This is a genomic window from Neorhizobium sp. 2083 (genome assembly GCF_031455615.1).
Classification (GTDB): Bacteria; Pseudomonadota; Alphaproteobacteria; order Rhizobiales; family Rhizobiaceae; genus Neorhizobium.
In genome coordinates, this window is sequence record NZ_JAVDTC010000001.1 from 1,190,677 (window position 1) to 1,204,293 (window position 13,617).

At 62.5% G+C, this 13,617-nt stretch carries 16 protein-coding genes; 10 read left to right on the plus strand and 6 right to left on the minus strand.

Features of this window, described 5'->3' with window-relative positions; translation table 11 throughout:
* Positions 1 to 5: 5 nt before the first annotated feature.
* Positions 6 to 302: a hypothetical protein gene (locus J2X76_RS06135; RefSeq protein ID WP_310214068.1), complete on the minus strand. Its 297-nt coding sequence runs from the start codon at positions 300 to 302 to the stop codon at positions 6 to 8.
* Between J2X76_RS06135 and J2X76_RS06140 the strand changes: the two genes are divergently transcribed.
* The 3 genes from J2X76_RS06140 to J2X76_RS06150 all read left to right on the plus strand — a co-directional run bounded on the left by J2X76_RS06140 (position 301) and on the right by J2X76_RS06150 (position 1,224).
* Positions 301 to 564 (plus strand): hypothetical protein, encoded by a 264-nt coding sequence (locus tag J2X76_RS06140; RefSeq protein ID WP_113125472.1) that lies wholly within the window; start codon positions 301 to 303, stop codon positions 562 to 564. The genes J2X76_RS06135 and J2X76_RS06140 overlap by 2 nt on opposite strands.
* A gap of 18 nt (positions 565 to 582) precedes the next feature.
* Positions 583 to 855 (plus strand): hypothetical protein, encoded by a 273-nt coding sequence (locus J2X76_RS06145; RefSeq protein ID WP_310214071.1) that lies wholly within the window; start codon positions 583 to 585, stop codon positions 853 to 855.
* Positions 856 to 993: 138 nt separating this feature from the next.
* Positions 994 to 1,224: a hypothetical protein gene (locus J2X76_RS06150; protein WP_310214073.1), complete on the plus strand. Its 231-nt coding sequence runs from the start codon at positions 994 to 996 to the stop codon at positions 1,222 to 1,224.
* A 15-nt stretch (positions 1,225 to 1,239) separates the two neighbouring features.
* Here J2X76_RS06150 and J2X76_RS06155 read toward each other — a convergent pair whose 3' ends face one another.
* Complete coding sequence (locus J2X76_RS06155; protein WP_310214075.1) at positions 1,240 to 3,081, minus strand: hypothetical protein; 1,842 nt, start codon at positions 3,079 to 3,081, stop codon at positions 1,240 to 1,242.
* Between the two features lie 138 nt (positions 3,082 to 3,219).
* Between J2X76_RS06155 and J2X76_RS06160 the strand changes: the two genes are divergently transcribed.
* From J2X76_RS06160 to J2X76_RS06175, 4 genes are read left to right on the plus strand one after another with little or no spacing between them, the layout of a single operon-like run.
* On the plus strand, positions 3,220 to 4,227 hold the full coding sequence (locus tag J2X76_RS06160) for a glycosyltransferase (protein ID WP_113125468.1): 1,008 nt from the start codon (positions 3,220 to 3,222) through the stop codon (positions 4,225 to 4,227).
* Positions 4,224 to 4,922, plus strand: coding sequence for a bifunctional 2-polyprenyl-6-hydroxyphenol methylase/3-demethylubiquinol 3-O-methyltransferase UbiG (locus tag J2X76_RS06165; protein ID WP_113284984.1), 699 nt, complete (start codon positions 4,224 to 4,226; stop codon positions 4,920 to 4,922). Before J2X76_RS06160 ends, J2X76_RS06165 begins: the two co-directional genes overlap by 4 nt.
* Positions 4,923 to 4,931: 9 nt before the next feature.
* Positions 4,932 to 5,294: a transporter gene (locus J2X76_RS06170; RefSeq protein WP_113125466.1), complete on the plus strand. Its 363-nt coding sequence runs from the start codon at positions 4,932 to 4,934 to the stop codon at positions 5,292 to 5,294.
* A gap of 7 nt (positions 5,295 to 5,301) precedes the next feature.
* On the plus strand, positions 5,302 to 5,667 hold the full coding sequence (locus J2X76_RS06175) for a hypothetical protein (protein ID WP_310214080.1): 366 nt from the start codon (positions 5,302 to 5,304) through the stop codon (positions 5,665 to 5,667).
* Here the strand turns inward: J2X76_RS06175 and J2X76_RS06180 are convergent.
* On the minus strand, positions 5,664 to 6,650 hold the full coding sequence (locus tag J2X76_RS06180) for a Gfo/Idh/MocA family oxidoreductase (protein WP_310214082.1): 987 nt from the start codon (positions 6,648 to 6,650) through the stop codon (positions 5,664 to 5,666). The two genes, J2X76_RS06175 and J2X76_RS06180, sit on opposite strands and share 4 nt — an antisense overlap.
* Before the next feature lie 192 nt (positions 6,651 to 6,842).
* Here J2X76_RS06180 and J2X76_RS06185 point away from each other — a divergent pair, with 192 nt between their 5' ends.
* From J2X76_RS06185 to J2X76_RS06195, 3 genes are all read left to right on the plus strand, one after another.
* A complete protein-coding gene (locus J2X76_RS06185; RefSeq protein WP_310214084.1) occupies positions 6,843 to 7,793 on the plus strand; it encodes an aldo/keto reductase in 951 nt (316 codons plus the stop codon).
* A 62-nt stretch (positions 7,794 to 7,855) separates the two neighbouring features.
* Positions 7,856 to 8,851: an aldo/keto reductase gene (locus tag J2X76_RS06190; protein ID WP_310214086.1), complete on the plus strand. Its 996-nt coding sequence runs from the start codon at positions 7,856 to 7,858 to the stop codon at positions 8,849 to 8,851.
* 75 nt (positions 8,852 to 8,926) lie between these two features.
* The gene (locus J2X76_RS06195) at positions 8,927 to 9,286 is read left to right on the plus strand and encodes a nuclear transport factor 2 family protein (protein WP_113125461.1); all 360 of its coding nucleotides are present in this window, start codon (positions 8,927 to 8,929) and stop codon (positions 9,284 to 9,286) included.
* A gap of 6 nt (positions 9,287 to 9,292) precedes the next feature.
* Here J2X76_RS06195 and J2X76_RS06200 read toward each other — a convergent pair whose 3' ends face one another.
* The 3 genes from J2X76_RS06200 to pheS form a co-directional block, all read right to left on the minus strand.
* Positions 9,293 to 9,910, minus strand: coding sequence for a hypothetical protein (locus tag J2X76_RS06200; protein ID WP_310214088.1), 618 nt, complete (start codon positions 9,908 to 9,910; stop codon positions 9,293 to 9,295).
* A 78-nt stretch (positions 9,911 to 9,988) separates the two neighbouring features.
* Positions 9,989 to 12,412, minus strand: coding sequence for a phenylalanine--tRNA ligase subunit beta (gene pheT / locus J2X76_RS06205; RefSeq protein ID WP_310214090.1), 2,424 nt, complete (start codon positions 12,410 to 12,412; stop codon positions 9,989 to 9,991).
* A gap of 13 nt (positions 12,413 to 12,425) precedes the next feature.
* Entirely contained in the window at positions 12,426 to 13,508 is a 1,083-nt protein-coding gene (pheS, locus tag J2X76_RS06210; protein ID WP_113125456.1) for a phenylalanine--tRNA ligase subunit alpha, read from the minus strand.
* Positions 13,509 to 13,617 lie beyond the last annotated feature (109 nt).

A 13,617-nucleotide genomic window follows, 5' to 3' on the forward strand; every position in this document is an offset into this window, starting at 1 on the left:
CCCTTCTAAAGGAAGAGAGCGGCGATTTCACCAGTTCCAAGCAGCCGAAACGGGGACGATGCAGGCAGCAAAAGAGCCGGTTCGACAGGCTCTCTGGGCGACGGATCGGGTTCTCTCCATTCGCGCTTTCCGCGTCCAAGCATTTGACGCTGCACCTTTTCTTTTGTCGCACGCGCCACATTTCCTTTTCTGGAGAGACGGGGAATTTCCTGCATCGCGCTTTTTTTAAAGCACCGCATTTCCCCGCCGGAGAGAGGAGAGCGACAATGACGGCGAGCGATATTCAAGGAGATTTCGTCCATGCCCGACCGTTTCGCCAATACCCAGGCCTCGCTTTCCGGACCCGCCTCTTCCGGTTTCGCGATCACGCCCAGCGACAGCGCCGACCTGCCGGAGACGACGCGCGCCCTCTATGTGGGAACAGGCGGCCATCTTTCGGTGCGCATGCTGTCCGGCGAAACGCTGACGCTTTCGAACGTACCGGCCGGCGGCCTGCTTCCGCTGCGGGTAAACCGCGTGCTTGCCACCGGCACGACGGCGATGGCGATTACCGGGCTCGTCTGAGGGAATTGGCGGACAGCGATGCGGCGTGAACCTTTGCTGTTGCGCTTCGAAGACCGGCGGCAAGCCATATCCGTGCTTGGCGAGATCGGCATAGCGTTCGACGCCGTCTCGGGAGACGGCATCATCCGCAAACCGACCGGGGAAACAGCCGAGTTCGAGGGCGAGGTCGTCGCCCTCACCTGTCCCGTCTCGGGCTACCATGTCAGGCTTGTCTGGCGAGGAGAACTGCCGTGCTCCTTGGCGCCATATCTTGTGGATCGTGGTGCTTTCGGTCAAGACCAGAGCCACTAAGGGTGGCGAAGCCGCGTCGAATCAGGTCGTATCGCAGCCATCGCGTGGCGCACGAATGCCCGCCTGCCGGAACGAAAGCATTTATTAGCACGTTGCTCATACGCTCGTTTCCTTGAAGGCCGATGAGGAGATATCCGGTTGCTTTTCCTGACCGCCGTATCGATAGGCATTTGCGTTGGCATGATGCGGTCGGCGTTTTCGATCGCCTTCGTCGCCGTCATGATTGCCGCAACATTCGCGCTTGCGACCGCCGTTTCGCCCGGCCCGGCATCCTATTTCAATCTTCTGATCGCGATCCTCGGCTACAATGCCGGACTGATAACGTTCCTTGGCGCTCTTTTCGCCCTGAACAGCCGCCGGGCGGCATAACCCGGCTCATTCCGTTCACTTCCCGTCCGGCAGCACCTTGTAGAGGCGGAAGCCGTTCTTGCTCGGCTGCCCGAACGGCTGGAGATAATCGGGTACATTGCCCCGGGCGAGGTTAGCGTAGAGACCGTCCGGCTTGCGCCTGATCAGCGCGTCGGTCTGCGGGTCGGTCTTGCAGAAGGCAAGCGCCGTCACGCCGGCCCCTCTCAGGAAGGCTTTTGCTTCGCCGGGTTGGGCCAGGCCGATATAGAGTTCGGTCAGCATGCCCTTCTGGTTGCGATGGTAAGGCGCCGTCAGGACCCGGTGCGGGGTCCAGCGCAGGATATCCGCCCCGCTGTTGGAGGGCGCAGCTATGATGCCCGTTGCCAGCGTGTTCAATGCGGCCATGTCCGTCTGGTCACCGCATTCGCCCACTTCGCCATTGGAAAAGCCGGCGCTCGAAAGCGTCCGCATCTCGGCTGCCTGTTTCCAGCCATGCACAGCAATGACGCCGCCCAGAGCCCAGACGACGGGCACGGACATCAGTACCGTGCTGATATAAGCGAAGGCCGCGCTTGGATTTTCAGGATCGGCCGCAGAGGTGCGCCGCAGATCGGCGATCAGCAGTGATAGTGGCAAGATGGCCAGCATGTTGGAGAAGAAGGCGCCGCGCACCTGCAGCAGCGCGATGCCCCACGACGCCCCTATGAGCGCCAGAAGCACCAGATAAAGTTCCCTCTCCTCGCGCCTCAGGCTGCGGACAAGGCAGACCACGATTGCAAAGAGCCCGACGGCATAGAAACCGCCCACCATTTCCGGCTCGAACTGAGCCTCGGCCAGAAACGAACGGGCCTCGGTCACCCCGTTCAGCCAAAGCTCGACCAGCAGCGGATCGAGCGTGCCCAACGGATCGCCCAGGCATTGCGGGGCGATGATGCGGGCCGTCAGAAGAAGTAATCCGCCGGTGGCACCGGCCAGGCCGACGCGGACGAGACGGCCCGGTTGTGTGGGCAGGCTCGCCAGCAGGAACAGCGCCGCCCCACCAAGTGCCGAAAGGGCGTAGAAGCCGAGCGAAAAGTTGTCGCAGGTGACGACCGCATAGGCCCGCGGCGGGATCGTCAGGAAAAAGGCGGCGGAGACGGAAAGCGCCAGCGACAGGCCGAAGAACCGGGCCGGCCGGGAAAACGGCTGGCCGTGCCAGACCCACTGAAGTGCGACGCAGACGCAGACGACGGCAACAAAGGGTGTCGTTTCGACGCCGATCGCCAATGCCAGCGCACAGGCAATGCCGGCGACGATATAGCTCGAAGCCCGCCTCCCAGGATCGACCAGCATGGCCGAGATCCACATGACGAGCGTGAGCTGAACGTTGTGATGGTCGATGGAACCCGGCTTGAAACGGACGCAGCCGAGAACGAAGAGTGCGCCAAGGCCAAGCGCGATATGCATGGGCGCAACGCCGGCCAATCGGCGAACGGCGAGGCCGAGCGGCAGGAGCAGAAGCGGCACCAGAAGGAGGGGCCAGATGGTGACGACGACGGCCTCGGCCCTGTCCGGCGCCAGAAAGAGGGAGAACAGCCGGATCAGGGTCGCGATCGGCAGATCGATCAACCGCGACCAATGCATCAGCGTGCCGCCGTCGAGACCGAGCCGATATTGGATGAGATCGAACCAGTTCTGGCCGCCCAGGAAATCCCTGACCTCGACGAGTCGCATGACGTCGTCATTATCTGCTCCGACGTAATCCGTAGCTCCGGGCAGGAAGAATGCGAGGGCTACAGCGGCGGCAACAACTGAATAAAGCACCACCGCAGGCAGGAGCCGCGATAGAAGCGGCTCGGCGGTCTGGCCTGTGTCCCTCGGAAAGGATCTGTCTGCCATGTTTTCCGTCATCTTCGTCCGGACTTTTCGCCTGTTTCGAGGGTGGAGGAAACCTAGCCTTAACCTTCCCAAGAAATAGTAAAGTCCGCGGCACGGGAGACTTCCCGCGTTCGGTTTTCCGTGTATCGAGTGAAAAACATGACCGATGCCCTGACCGGCCATTTCGACATCGCGATCCTGCTGCCCTGCTATAACGAAGCGATGACGATCGCGGGCGTGGTGCGCGGTTTCCGCGAGGCGCTGCCGGGCGCGCGGGTCTATGTCTACGACAACAATTCCACAGACGGCACCGCATTGCAGGCCATGCTGGCCGGCGCCCTCGTCATGCGCGAGCGCCGGCAGGGCAAGGGCCATGTGGTGCGGCGCATGTTCGCCGACATCGAGGCGGACGTCTATATCATGGCAGACGGCGACGGAACCTATGCGCCGCAGGATGCGGAAGAGCTTGTCCGCACGCTTTTGACCGAGCGCGCCGACATGGTGGTCGGCACCCGCCGCGGTGTGCATGCGGATGCGGGCAGGCAGGGCCACGCAGCCGGCAACCGGCTGTTCAACTTCCTCTACCGCACGATGTTCGCCCCTGATTTCACCGACATCTTCTCCGGCTACCGCGCCTTCTCGCGCCGGTTCGTGAAGAGCTTTCCGGCCGTTTCCGGCGGCTTCGAGATCGAGACCGAAATGTCGGTGCATGCCTCGCTGCTCAAGCTTCCGGTCTGCGAGATCGAGCTCGACTACGGAAGGCGCCCGGAAGGCTCGCATTCCAAGCTCTCGACCTTCAAGGATGGCGCCAGGATCCTCTGGATGTTCGCCATGCTGATGAAGGAGACGCGGCCGTTCGCGTTCTTCGGCCTGATCAGCAGCGCCTTCATGGCGACAAGCCTGGTCTTCATGGCACCGGTGCTGGTCGCCTATTTCCAGACCGGCCTCGTGGAACGGATGCCCACCTGGGTCTTCTCGCTGGTGCTGATGCTGGTTTCACTGCTGATCTTCACCGCCGGGCTGATCCTCGATTCCGTCTCCCGCGCCCGGGCCGAACAGCTCCGTATCCACTACATGAGCCTGCCGGCAAGCGCCCATGCGGCCGAACCCGCGCAGGTTCCCGCCCGGCCCGTCAAGACCGAGAGGCGCAGGACCAAAGCGGCATGAACAGGGAAACCACCAACCGCATCCGCTTCGTCATCGAGGACCTGCTGCCGCCAATCCTTCGGGATTCGCCGCTTTTCCTGTGGCTCGCCAAGCGCGTCTGGGGCGATCATATCAGCCACCTCGCCAGCTTCCGCGAACGGGCGCCGTTCCTGACGGCCGAGGAATATGCGGATCTCTACCGCAACCATCCGCGTGTCCACGAAGGCACGGACAATTCGGCGGCCTGCATCCGGCGCATCAATTCCATGATCGCCGGGGCGAGCGTCTGCGACGTCGGCTGCGGCACCGGCGCCCTGCTCACCCATATCCGCGCCGCGCATCCCGAACTCACGCGTCTCGTCGGCGTCGATTTCGTCATCAATGACGCGGCCGATATCGAGGGCGTCGAATATGTGGCCGCCAGGATCGAGGATCTGCCGTTTGCCGACGGCGAATTCGACACCGTGGTCTGCACCCACGTCATCGAGCACGTGCTGGAATATCAGAAGGCGATTGCGGAACTGCGGCGCATCGCGAGAAAGCGGCTGATCATCGTCGTGCCGCGCGAGCGGGAATCCCGCTACACGTTCAATCCGCATTTCAACTTCTTCGCCTACACGCATTCCTTCCTGCGCGCCGCGCATCCGGTGCCTGAAGTCCATGTCTGCGAGGATATCGGCCGCGACATCTTCTACAGCGAAGACCGGCCGGGCTGAGGAGGTCTGATGTTCGCCTCGCTTTCACCCGTCACCTGGCTTGGCCTTCTCGGAACGCCGCTGCTGATCGCCATGGGACAGGTCCTGTTCAAGATGACCAGTTCCACGGCCGGCGATTTCTCGCTGCGCGGACTGCTGGCGCTCGCCGCCAATCCGGTGCTGATCGCAGCCCTGGCGCTCTACGGGTTCGGCACGATCGTCTGGATCTACGTGCTGAAGTCCGTGCCCCTGACGCTTGCCTATTCGTTCATGGGGCTGACATTCTGCTTCGTGCCGCTCCTGGCGCAATTGTTCTTCGGCGAGCCGCTGACGTTTCGATATGCGCTCGGAACCCTGCTGATCTTCGCCGGCCTGCTGGCCATCAACGGCTGAGGGCGTGATGACCCGCCGCGCCCGGTTTGCCCTTCTCCTCGCGCTGATGATCCTCGTCGACGCAATTTCGCTGCGGATGCTGACGACGATGACCGAGGCGGGCACGCTTGTGGACCGGCTGCTGTCGCTCGGGGCGGGTCTCGTTGTCGCGTCGATCCTGCACCGGGTGATTCCTGCCGCCGGGAATCAGGCACGCCAGCCGGGGTTCTGGCCGCTCGCCGTGATCGGTCTCGTCCTCAATTACGGGATTTTCGCAGCACTGGCGTCGCGCGCGCCGCAGGTGCAGCCGCTCGTGCATCTCGGCTTTTCGTGGGTCTCCACGCTGTTCTTCGGCGGCTTCGGGCTCTATCGCATCCGCCGCTGGCGCAGCTAGATGTTTTCCCAGCGGTCATGACCGGCGGCGCGATAGATCGCGTCGATGAACCTCTGGTTCTTCAGCGAGTTCTCGAGCGTCACGACTTCGACCGTCTCACCCTTGGCCGCCTTCGCGAAGGCTTCGGCCTGGCGTTTGTACTGGCGGCTGTCCGGGAAGCGGAATATCTGCGACACCGCATGGTTCTGGTTGGTGAGTTCGATCTCCTCGGCACCCCATCGGCCGGCGTTGAAGGGCGACTTGACCTCGATGTAACCTTCCGTGCCGTGGAAAACCATCAGCTGGCGGGCGGCCATCTGGGTGGCGATATAGAAGGTCATTTCGAACGAACCGAAATCCGCCTTGACGCTGGAATAGATGTCCGTGCCGAAACCGGGATCGCGATCCACCCGCGCCTGCACCCGCTGCGGCTCCTGCCCGGTGACGAAACGGGTCGTGATCGTCGGGTAGACGCCGATGTCCGGAAGAGCCCCGCCGCCGAGTTCCGGGATGTTGCGCATGTTGGACGGGTCACGGTTGAAATAGGTGAACGAGCCCTGCACGTGCTTCAATTCGCCGATTGCCTTCTGGCTCAGGAGTTCGCGCACCTTCAGCCAGACCGGCGCGTAAGTGACCATGAAGGCTTCGCAGATCAGCATGCCGGTGCGGTCGCGCACCTTGATCAGATCCTCGATCTCGCTTGCCTTGATGGCGATGGGCTTTTCGGAAAGCACATGCTTGCCGGCTTCGGCCGCCTTGATCGACCATTCGACATGCTGGCTGGACGGCAGCGGGATGTAGACGGCGTCGATGACGTCGGATGCCAACATCTCGTCATATGAGCCGAAGGCATGCGGAGCGCCGAAACGGTCGGCGAGCGCCCGGGCTTTGGCGAGGTCCCGGCTGGCGAATGCGGTGACGACGCAATTCTCCGCGTCCTGGATCGCCGGCACCACCTGCTCATGACCGATCCTGGCGGTCGACAGAATTCCGAAACGCAGCATGCGAGCCTCCCTATGGTGTTGTTGCCGCACCTTATTGGCCTGTCGGCAGCCACGCAACGGCACGCCGTACACGGCGCTTGAAAAAGTGATCGCCCGCCCAAAATAGGGAGTGGCCGGCAGCGGAACATCGGCTAATCTCAGGCTCCTTTCCAAAGCTCATCCACTCACTTTAAAAAATTTCGGAGGAATATCATGGAGCTGCGCGCACTCGGCCGGACCGGCCTTTCCATTTCGCCTGTCGTCCTCGGCTGCAACGTGTTCGGCTGGACCGCCGACGAGCAGACCTCCTTCGACGTTCTCGACCGTTTCTTCGGCGCCGGTTTCAATACGCTGGATACGGCCGATTCCTACAATCGCTGGGTGCCGGGCCATGTGGGCGGCGAATCCGAGGCGATCATCGGCAAATGGCTGAAGAGCCGCGGCATGTCCCGCGACAAGGCCGTCATCGTCACCAAGGTCGGTTCGGACATGGGCCAGGGAAAGAAGGACCTGTCGGCCAAGTGGATTCTCGAAGAAGTCGAAAATTCGCTGCGCCGCCTGCAGAGCGACTATATCGACCTCTACCTCGCCCACTGGCCGGACGACACGGTCAGCCACGAGGAGACGCTCGGCGCCTTCGCCAAGCTGAAGGAACAGGGCAAAATCCGTGCGATCGGTTGCTCCAACTACGACGCCAAGCTGCTGCAGGAATCTTTCGACGCTGCCAGGAAGGCCGGCCTGCCCCGCTACGACGTACTGCAGCCGCAATACAATCTCTATGACCGCGACACGTTCGAAGGTCCGCTTGCCGATCTGTGCGTCAAGGAAGATATCGGCGTCATCAACTATTACGGCCTCGCCTCCGGCTTCCTCTCCGGCAAGTACCGCGACAAGGCCGATACCGAAGGCAAGGCGCGCGGCGGCCGGGCGCTCGGCTATCTCAACGACAAGGGCCTGCGCATTCTTGCCGCCCTGGACGAGGTTTCGGTCGAAACCAATGCCGAGCCCGCCTCGATTGCACTCGCCTGGCTGATCCAGACCCGGGGCGTCACCGCGCCGATCGCCAGCGCCACCAGCGCCCGCCAGCTCGACGCGATCATCGCTGCCGGTAACCTGACGCTGTCTGCCGACCAGATGACACTGCTGAACGAAGCCGGCGCCTGATTCATCCGGCGGGTGCCACGGAACGCCCGCCGCCTTTCCTCACGATCTGAAAGGGGAGTCCCATGAAAATGAGGAAGCTCGGAAAAGAACTGACCGTCTCTGCCGTCGGCCTCGGCTGCATGGGCATGAGCCATGGCTATGGCGGCCAGGACGAACAGGAAGCGATCAGGACGCTGCACCGCGCCGTCGATCTCGGCGTCAACTTCTTCGATACGGCCGAAGTCTACGGTCCTTTCAAGAACGAGGAACTGGTTGGCAAAGGTCTGAAGACTTTCCGCGACAAGGTCGTCATCGCCACCAAATTCGGCTTCAGGATCGATCCGCACGCGTCCGATTCCAAAGCGATGTCCGGCCTCGACAGCCGGCCGGAGCATGTGCGCGAAGTGGCGGAAGCCTCGCTGAAACGCCTGGGCGTAGAAGTGATCGACCTCTTCTACCAGCATCGCGTCGACCCGAACGTGCCGATCGAGGATACGGTGGGCGCGATGGCGGAACTCGTCAAGGAAGGCAAGGTGCGTGCGCTCGGACTTTCGGAAGCCGGCGCGGCGATCATTCGCCGTGCCCATGCGGTGCATCCGATCACCGCGCTGCAGAGCGAATATTCGCTCTGGACCCGCGAGCCGGAAGGCGAGATCCTCGATACCTGCCGAGAGCTCGGGATCGGCTTCGTGCCGTTCAGCCCGCTCGGGCGCGGCTTTTTGACCGGGAAGATCCAGAAACCGGAGGATTTCGGTCCGGACGATTTCCGCAACACGCTGCCGCGCTTCAGCGCCGAAAACATGGCCGCAAATGCCTCACTCGTGAAGCTTTTGGAAGAGATGGCGACTGAGAAGGGTGTCACCGCCGCGCAGCTGGCTCTCGCCTGGGTTCTCGCCCAGGGCGATTTCATCGTGCCGATCCCTGGCGCCAGAAAGATCCCGCACCTGGAGCAGAACGTCGCCGCCACCGAGATTTCGCTATCGGCAGACGAGCTGAAGACCCTCGGCGACATGCTGGCGCCCGAGAAATTCTCCGGCACCCGCTACGCGGCACAGGCGATGGCGTGGACGAACCGTTAAATTTCCACTTGCTAAGGTAACCTTGCGCTTCCATCTTCCGTGTTGGCATGTCGGAGCTGACACGGGAGAAGGTCGATGTCCGAAGAGCGAGCCGTTCAGGCGGTGATCCATCTCTATGTTGACGGAATGACGTTTGCGCATGAGGCGGCGCTGCGGAAGGCATTTCATCCGAAGGCGTGTATCATCGGCAATTACGATGGCGCCGTCGAGTGGCTGTCGCTCGACGATTTCATCGGAGCGGTTACCTCGGAAGGTGCGGCACCCGCCGGGACGCAGCCCCTGATCCAGATCGAGGCACTGGACGTTACCGGCGATGCGGCGACGGTGAAGGTCGTCGATCAATTCGCCGGTATGCGGTTTTCGGACTATCTCTCGCTTCTGAAGATCGACGGGCGCTGGATGATCGTCAACAAGCTCTATCACCTGCATTCCTGAGCAGGCTCAGCGCCGCAGTTGCGGAAACCCGACGTAATGTTCGGAATGGTCGCCTTCGTTGTTGGACATGCCGATCTTGGTAAGCACTCCGCGCGGTTCGGCGAAGCTGCGGATCCGGCGGGCCGGCTTTTCGTGCCACTGGATGTTCATCGCCCAGAATTTCGGGAAGACCATGATCGACGAATAGGGCAGATGGTCGTGGATCCACCAGGCGAGCTTCCGCCAGTCGCCTTCCCGTTCATGATTGTCGATCAGCCAGGGCACGACCACGCAGGCGGTGGCGCCCATGAACCCCTTGGTGTCGCGCCGATCCCAGATATGGTCGGCGGCGGTGTTGGCATTCGACGAGCAATTGAGGTTGTTCCGGTTGCCGAATTCGTTGACCTTAGCGCAGCGATATCCGGAGCGCAGATGCAGCCGCCCGAAGGTCGCCTGCAGCGGCTCCAGCAGTTCCTCGCAGAGGTGCCGACCGGCTTCGATCGCCAGGTCCGGGTCTTCCGGCATGTTGGGGATCGCGTAGAAATTGGCGATTTCCGAAAACAGGAAATCGCGGAAGAAGAAGTTCTTCGACAGCCGCACACGGCCGAGTTCCTCAAGCCCCTTCATCGATCCCGGTATGCGCATTGTTCCTCCAACAAAAAAGCCTGCCTCACATCATCCGTGAGGCAGGCTATCCTTGGGAGATGATTCAGACCACCCGTTTCAGGCCCGGAGAACCCCGCCCGTGGTCTTTTCGACATTGGCAACGATCTTGCCGGTCAGGGCGTCGAAATCCTCGTCAGTCAGCGTGCGCTCGACCGGCTGGATCAGCACTTCGACGGCAATCGACTTCCGCCCATCGCCGAGCGATGCGCCTTCGAACACGTCGAACACGTTGACGCCGGTGATCAGCTTGCGGTCGGCGCTCGACGCCGCCTTGACGATCGCGCCAGCCTCGACGTCGCTGGAAACCACGAAGGCGAAATCGCGCTTGACCACCTGGAAAGGCGAAAGCTCGAGCGGCGGCTTGGTGCGGGTCGCCTTCTTCTTCGGCTCGGGCATGGCATCGAGGAAGATCTCGAAACCGCAAAGCGCGCCGGACACATCGAGAGCTCCCAGCGTCTTCGGGTGGAATTCACCGAAATAACCGAGCACGACCTTCGGGCCCATCTTGATCGTGCCGGAGCGGCCCGGATGATACCAGGCGGGGGCGCCCTTCTCGATCTGGACATTGCCCATCGGCAGGCCACAGGCTTCGAGCACCGCCAGCGCATCGGCCTTGGCGTCGAAGACATCAACCGGCTTGCCGCCGCCCTTGGCATTGTTCGACCAGAGACGGCCGGCGCCAATGATCGAGGCGGTGCCGCGGCGGATGCCGCCCGCAACCCGGCGCTGGCCTTCCGGTCGGTCGCTTTCGTAGGTGCCGGAAACCTCGAAGATCGCCACGTCGCCGAAACCCTTGTCGGCATTGCGCTGTGCCGCAGACAGCAGGCCGGGCAGCAGCGACGGCCGCATGTCGGACATGTCGGCTGCGATCGGGTTGGCGAGCTTCAGCGCCCGCGCCCCACCGCCGAAAAGCTTTGCCTGATCTTCCGGAATGAAAGACCAGGTGACGGCTTCCAGCATGCCGCGCGAGGCGAGTGCACGCTTGGCGGTGCGGGTGCGGATCTGCAGCGTGGTCAGGATTTTGGCGTTGACGCTCGACAGTTTCTCGATCGGCTCCGGCTTGATCTGGTCGACGCCGTGGATGCGCATCACCTCTTCGACGAGATCGGCCTTGCCGTCCACATCCGGCCGCCAGGAGGGAACGGTCACCGATACGCGCTCGCCGGAACCTTCGACCACGAAACCGAGGCGCGTCAGGATATGGCGGCTTTCCTCGGTCGAGACTTCGAGACCGGTCAGGCGCTTGACTTCCGAATAGGGGAAATCGACGACCTTCGGTTCGTGGCCCTTGTAACCGACGACTTTCGCTTCCGCAGCCGTGCCGCCGCAGAGTTCCAGTACCAGCTGGGTGGTGCGGTCGAGACCGGGAACCATGTATTCCGGATCGACGCCGCGCTCGAACCGGTAACGGGCATCGGTGATGATGCCGAGTGCGCGGCCGGACTTGGCAATGTTGATCGGGTCCCAGAGCGCCGACTCGATCAGCACGTCGACGGTATTCTCGTCGCAGCCCGAATGTTCGCCGCCCATGATGCCGCCGATCGATTCCACGCCGTTATCATCGGCAATCACGACATTGCTGGGATTGAGCTTGTATTCGCGCGTATCGAGCGCCAGCACCGTCTCGCCGTCCAATGCGCGGCGCACCGTCAGGTCACCCTTCACCTTGCCCGCGTCGAAGACGTGCATCGGCCGGCCATGGTCGAAGGTCATGAAATTGGTGATGTCGACCAGCGCGTTGATCGGACGCAGGCCGATCGCCTTCAGCCGCTGCTGCATCCAGGCAGGGCTCGGGCCGTTCCTGACGCCGCGCACGAGGCGCAGGCCGAAACCTGGGCAGAGCCGTTCGTCATCGAGGACGATCTTCAGACCGGTCGAGGTCTTTCCTTCGGTCCTGAAATCCGGCTTTGCCTGCGGCTTCAGCGTGCCGAGGCCGGACGCCGCCAGATCGCGGGCGATGCCGTGGATCGAGGTACAATCCGGACGGTTCGGCGTGAGGTTGATCTCGATGACCGGATCGTCGAGGCCGGCATAGGAGGCGAACGGCGTGCCGACCGGCGCATTTTCGGGCAGATCGATGATGCCGTCGTGATTGTCCGACATGTCGAGCTCTTTTTCCGAGCACATCATGCCGTGGCTTTCGACGCCGCGGATATTGCCGACGGCAAGCGTCACGTCGATGCCCGGAACGTAGGTGCCCGGCTTCGCGAAGGCGCCGACCAGACCAGCCCGCGCATTCGGCGCGCCGCAGACGACCTGCACCGGCTTGCCGTCACCGGCATCCACCATCAGCACCTTGAGGCGATCCGCAGACGGGTGCTTTTCGGCAGACAGGACCTTGGCGATGACGAACGGCTTGTAAGCCGCCTTGTCGTCGACATCCTCGACTTCGAGCCCGATCGCGGTCAGGCGCTCGCAAATCTGGTCCAGCGTCGCATCCGTTTCCAGATGATCCTTCAGCCAGGAGAGTGTGAATTTCATGGTCGTTTCTCCCTTACGCGCTCAACCCGCCGAACAGCGTCGGCATGTCGAGCGGGCGGAAACCGTAATGGTTCATCCAGCGGACGTCCGCGTTGAAGAAGTCGCGCAGGTCCGGCATGCCGTATTTCAGCATGGCGATACGGTCGAGGCCCATGCCCCAGGCAAAACCCTGGAACTCGTCCGGATCGAGCCCGCCGGCGCGCAGCACGTTCGGGTGCACCATGCCGCAGCCCAAGATTTCCATCCAGTCGGTGCCCTCGCCGAACTTGACGATCGGGCCGGAGCGGTCGCACTGGATGTCCACTTCGAAGCTCGGTTCGGTGAACGGGAAGAAGGACGGGCGGAAGCGCATGGTGACGCTGTCGACCTCGAAGAAGGCCTTGCAGAATTCTTCGAGGATCCAGCGCATGTTGCCGACATGCGACTTGCGGTCGACGACAAGGCCTTCGACCTGGTGGAACATCGGCGAATGGGTCGCATCGCTGTCCTGGCGATAGGTCTTGCCGGGGATGATGATGCGGATCGGCGGCTTCTGCGATTCCATGGTGCGCACCTGCACCGGCGAGGTATGGGTGCGCAGAACCTTGCGCTCGCCGTTCTCGTCCGGCTGGAAAAAGAAGGTGTCATGCATCTCGCGGGCCGGATGGCCTTCCGGGAAATTGAGCGCCGTGAAGTTGTAGTAGTCGGTCTCGACGTCCGGGCCTTCGGCGATCGAAAAGCCCATGTCGCCGAAGATGGCGGTGATCTCGTCGACGATCTGGCTGATCGGATGGATGCGGCCGCGCTCGGCGGGCGAGGAGCGCACGGGCAGCGAGACGTCCACCGTCTCGGCCTTGAGGCGAGCCTCGATCGCCGCGTCCTTCAGCACCGTCTTGCGTTCGGCGATGGCGTCGGTGATCTCGTTCTTCAGCGCGTTGATCGCCGCGCCGCGGGTCTGGCGCTCTTCCGCCGACATCGAGCCCAGCGTCTTCAGGAGCTCGGAGACGGAGCCTTTCTTGCCAAGCGCACCAACGCGCACGGCCTCGATCGCCGCCTCGTCGCCGGTGCCGGCGATTTCCGCCAGAAGCGAAGTTTTCAGGTTTTCCAGATCGGACATGGTTTCTTCCGTTTGATGCTCGGCGAGATGTATTGCGAGGTCGTGACGGCTGTTTGTCGGAATGACGTGCGGGAGTGCCAAAAGAAAAACCCGCGCCAGCCGTAACCAG

Coding starts and splice junctions, on each gene's coding strand:
- J2X76_RS06170 (WP_113125466.1), top strand. CDS start 4,932: ATGTTCGCCTCGCTTTCACCCGTCACCTGGCTTGGCCTTCTCGGAACG.
- J2X76_RS06175 (WP_310214080.1), top strand. CDS start 5,302: ATGACCCGCCGCGCCCGGTTTGCCCTTCTCCTCGCGCTGATGATCCTC.
- J2X76_RS06180 (WP_310214082.1), bottom strand. CDS start 6,650: ATGCTGCGTTTCGGAATTCTGTCGACCGCCAGGATCGGTCATGAGCAG.
- J2X76_RS06160 (WP_113125468.1), top strand. CDS start 3,220: ATGACCGATGCCCTGACCGGCCATTTCGACATCGCGATCCTGCTGCCC.
- J2X76_RS06155 (WP_310214075.1), bottom strand. CDS start 3,081: ATGGCAGACAGATCCTTTCCGAGGGACACAGGCCAGACCGCCGAGCCG.
- pheS (WP_113125456.1), bottom strand. CDS start 13,508: ATGTCCGATCTGGAAAACCTGAAAACTTCGCTTCTGGCGGAAATCGCC.
- J2X76_RS06135 (WP_310214068.1), bottom strand. CDS start 302: ATGGACGAAATCTCCTTGAATATCGCTCGCCGTCATTGTCGCTCTCCT.
- J2X76_RS06195 (WP_113125461.1), top strand. CDS start 8,927: ATGTCCGAAGAGCGAGCCGTTCAGGCGGTGATCCATCTCTATGTTGAC.
- J2X76_RS06140 (WP_113125472.1), top strand. CDS start 301: ATGCCCGACCGTTTCGCCAATACCCAGGCCTCGCTTTCCGGACCCGCC.
- pheT (WP_310214090.1), bottom strand. CDS start 12,412: ATGAAATTCACACTCTCCTGGCTGAAGGATCATCTGGAAACGGATGCG.
- J2X76_RS06185 (WP_310214084.1), top strand. CDS start 6,843: ATGGAGCTGCGCGCACTCGGCCGGACCGGCCTTTCCATTTCGCCTGTC.
- J2X76_RS06190 (WP_310214086.1), top strand. CDS start 7,856: ATGAAAATGAGGAAGCTCGGAAAAGAACTGACCGTCTCTGCCGTCGGC.
- J2X76_RS06145 (WP_310214071.1), top strand. CDS start 583: ATGCGGCGTGAACCTTTGCTGTTGCGCTTCGAAGACCGGCGGCAAGCC.
- J2X76_RS06200 (WP_310214088.1), bottom strand. CDS start 9,910: ATGCGCATACCGGGATCGATGAAGGGGCTTGAGGAACTCGGCCGTGTG.
- J2X76_RS06165 (WP_113284984.1), top strand. CDS start 4,224: ATGAACAGGGAAACCACCAACCGCATCCGCTTCGTCATCGAGGACCTG.